General features: G+C 69.7%; 2 protein-coding genes. One reads left to right on the top strand and one right to left on the bottom strand.

Annotated features, from left to right (window positions below; all coding sequences use genetic code 11):
* Positions 1-726 (top strand): hypothetical protein (locus tag VGF64_09730; GenBank protein ID HEY1635026.1); only part of this gene is annotated, 726 nt, incomplete at its 5' end.
* On the opposite strand, the gene VGF64_09725 is transcribed toward VGF64_09730, so the two are convergent.
* Positions 698-4,020 (bottom strand): AAA family ATPase (locus VGF64_09725; protein ID HEY1635025.1); only part of this gene is annotated, 3,323 nt, incomplete at its 5' end. The genes VGF64_09730 and VGF64_09725 overlap by 29 nt on opposite strands.

The raw sequence follows: 4,020 nt of genomic DNA, 5'->3' as shown, positions 1-4,020 counted from the left end.
CGGGTCACGGGTGCCGACACCGTGCAGGCGGTGGGCCACTGCGTGGGCTCGGCGACGCTCCTCATGGCACTGCTGGCCGGCATGGACGGGGTCCGGTCGGCTGCTTGCTCGCAGTTCACCACCCAGCCGGTCACCTCCGCGTTCAATCTCTTCAAGGCCACCGTACGCGTGGGCCGAATCGTCCAGCTCGTGGGACTGCGCCAGGTCTCTCCCGAGCTGCAGCGGCGCGTGCCCGACTACCTTCTCGACCTCTTGCTCAGAGCGGCCCCCATCCCACGCGAGGAACGCTGCGGCCAGGCGGTGTGCCGTTGGATCAGCGCCATCTACGGCTGCACACACCGCCACGCCCAGCTCAACGAGGAGACCCACCAGGCGCTGAACAGCTTGTTCGGTGCTGGTCAGTTGGAGGCCTTCGACCAGATTGCGCTGATCATGCGGCAGCGCCGAGCCGTCGACCACAAGGGCGAGAACGTCTACCTCGCTCATCCCGAGCGCCTCGCCATCCCGATCCATTTCGTCATCGGGAAGCGCAACTACATCTTTCGACCCCAGGGGAGCGATCACACCCTCAGGTGGCTGCGAGCCCACAACGACCCTTCGCTCTACACCTGCTCAGAGCTCGACGACTACGCCCACCTGGACGGTCTCATCGGGCGAGACGCCGCGCGCGATGTCTATCCGGGTATCGCTGCGCACCTCAATCGGACCGCAGCGCCGCCGCCTTGAGGCCCATCTCCGACGCTGTTCTCGTGGCCTCTTCGGCGAGCTCTCGCGCCAGGGCTTGGTCACCGGACCCGGACCTGGCGACGAGCACGTCTGCGTATGCCCGCTGGGTCAGAGCAACGAACGGCCGGGCATTCATCGCCCGGTGACGCTCGAGGGCGACGGCGAAGTACCCCACTGCGTCCTCCCACCGCTCGAGCACGGCGGAGAGCACTCCGAGGTGGTGGGACACCGCTCCGAGGAACGCCGCCTGCCCGATCGTGGCATTGCGCTCCTCGTAGGGCAGCATCAGCGTCCGGACGCACTCCGCCCACTCGGTCTGGCCGGTCAGGGAGGATGCATTCGTCACCGCGACGAGGACGTCCCACCAGTCGAAGTTGCGGTCGAGCCGCTGCAGGCCTTCGATGGAGATCGCCTCCAGCGCGGACCTGGCCTGATCGAGCTGACCGGTCTCGGCACACGTCCATGCCGACAGGGCGTGCCAGATCGTCCTGGTCGGGTCGCGGTCCACCGCCCGATCGAGCCCGGGCCTGGCATCGGCCAGGCGGCCTCGTAGCCAGCGCCAGGGAAGGGTCAAGGCGAAATAGATCGGCCCCGCTTGTGCGTGCCCGCTGTCTCGCAAGAAGGACCGCACCTCGGCGGCGAGACGATCCGCCTCGGAGAATCGACCCTCCAGGCCGGCCCTCATGGCATCCCACATGATCGCCAGGCGGAGATACTCGGGCTGGCGGAGCTCACCGGCCAGGGCGCTCATTCGGGCGGCGACCTCGTCAGCCCCAGCCAGCTCGCCGGTCTCGAACAGCACGTGCAAGGAGGCCTTCAGGCCGTGCAGGACGATCTCGTGGTCGTCGAGCTGCGCGCCAAGGTGCACGATCTCGGTGGCCGCGCTGAGCTGCCCATCCAGGTCGTCCGGTCCGTCGAGGGCCCAGTATCTGGAAGTCAACACCGCGGCCAGGGTGGTCCGGTCTGCCAGGCGGCGGGCCATCGGCACGGCCTCGTCGCACAGGGCGGCCCGCTCGTCGCGCGAGCTGACGTGGTGCATCCGATGGGCCAGGCGTCCGAGGGCGAGGGCGCGATAGCGGCTGTCGTCATTCCCCAGGTGGATCAGGGCTTCTTCGAGCAGGGCTTGGGCGCTGGGATCGGGCCGGACCGCCGCGGGCAGCGCCCCACCGAGGCCCAGGGCGGCTTCCGCCAGCAGGGTCGGACTGTCGAGGACGCGAGCAACGTCTGCAGCCTGGATGAACTCCTCCGCCCCGGCTGTCACCTCCCCCGCTCGGTTGTGGGCGTCGCCGAGGGCAAGTAGGAGCTCGCCGCGAAGCGCAGCGGCCCCCGGATCGACACGGCCCAGCAGCTCGATGGCGTGCCGGTAGTGTCGCGCCGCAGCCTCGTAGGCGACCTGCTCCACGGCCTGGTCGCCCGCCCGACGGGCGTAGTGCAGAGCCTTGTCTGCACCGCCGGCAGCCGCCCCCTGACCGAAGTGGTAGGCCAGCTCGGCCACATGAGCACCACTCGTGCCCCGGCTCGTCTCGAGGGCCACGGCGATCCGATGGTGCAGGCGTGCCCGTCGGCTCTGGCTCAGCCCCTCGTGGATGGTCTTGCGGATGACGGCGTGGGCGAAGACGTAGGGATCGTCCGCCCTGGATCCTTCGACCACCACGCCCGCGGCCAGAGCCTCCTCGAGCGCCTCGAGCAGCAGGTCGTCGGCTATGCCGCCCGCCGAGGACACGGTCTCCGACTGGAACTCCGCTCCCACGACGGCAGCCACGGCGAGGGCCTTCCTGCACCCGTCGGACAGGCGAGCGAGCCGAGCCTGGACCACCTCGCGGACACTCTCGGGGATCTCGATCGCCTCTGTTGCGGCTGGGACCCCGGGGTGCTCCGCGTCTGTGCGCACCACCCCGATCTCGAGCAGATGGCGGAGAATCTCGCCGAGGAAGAACGGGTTCCCTCCGGTCTCCTGTTGGAGGAGCCCGATCACCCCAGGGCCTTGGCTCGGTGACCGGTGGCCCGCGATGCTCTCGAACAGCTCGCTCACCTCGTCCGCCGCCAAGCCTTCCAGCGACACCCGCTCGAACCCGTTCATCCGGCGGAAGGCGGCCAGGGCGGCCCAGGTGTCGCTGCCCGGGTGGACCTCGGTTTGGCGGTAGGTCGCCAGCACCATCAGCGGAGAGGTCGCCTTTCCCCGCATGAGGTGCTGGAGCATCAGGAGGGAAGGCCGGTCGGCCCAGTGCAGGTCGTCGAGCACCAGCAAGACGGGGTCACGGCTCGCCACTCCCGTGAGCCAGCCGTCGACCGCCTCGAACAGCCGGTACCTTTCGGTGTCGGGGTCGGCCCGGAGCGGGGTGCCACCGCCGATCCGGTCGGCGAGCTCGGGGAGCAGCCTGGCGAGCTCCCGGACCCGCTCACCAAGGTCGGCGCGCAAGGTCGCTCTCGAGCAGGAAAGCCCGTAGTAGCTGAGTGCCTCCCGGAAGGCCTGGAACGGCCACAGAGCCTCTTCGTCCCAATGTCCGTAGAGCACGAGACCGCCGCGCTGAGAGGCGCGTTCCACCAATTCGGCGGCGAGCCGGGTCTTGCCGATGCCAGGCTCTCCGGCCACGAGAGCGAGGGACCGTTCGCCGGCCGCTGCCCTCGACCAGGCCTCGTCGAGGAGGCGCACCTCGCTGGCGCGCCCCACGAACGGTCCCCGGGAGGGGGGTATCCACGTGAGGTTCGACGCGGCCGATATGTCCTCGTCCCGATCCTGGTCGCCGTCGAGCTCCAGCCGGAGCTGGAACACGTGCTCGGGCCGCTGAAGGTCGCGCAGCGGCTGCCAGCCGCGGTCGACGATCGCCGTTCCGGGAGGAAGGGCGCCGGCGACGAGCGCCGCCACCGACTCTCCGAGCACGATCTCGCCGCCGAGGGCGATGGAGCGCAGCCGGGCCCCCCGGTTCACCGTCCCGCCGAAGAAGTCGCCGCCACGCTCTTCGGCCTCACCGGTCATCAGCCCCATGCGGACCAGGATCGGCGCCTCAGTGGGCCACGGCTCGGAGGCGAAGGCACGGGCGAGGGAGGCGGCCGCCGTCACCGCGTCGCTGGCCAGCTCGAACACGGCAAAGGTGGAGTCACCTTCACCGCGGCTCTTGACGACATTCCCGCCCTGCGACTCCACCGTGTCGATAACCATGGCGTCGTGACGAGCGACGGCTGCGGCCATCGACGTCGGCTCCTTCTCCCACACGGTCGTCGAGCCTTCGATGTCGGTGAGCAGGAACGTTCGCAGCTCCGTTGCCGGGCATGCTCGGCCTATGGCGGCCTCTC

It is taken from the genome of Acidimicrobiales bacterium (assembly GCA_036491125.1).
Taxonomy (GTDB): domain Bacteria; phylum Actinomycetota; class Acidimicrobiia; order Acidimicrobiales; family AC-9; genus AC-9.
This window is presented reverse-complemented; position numbering and strand designations above follow the sequence as displayed.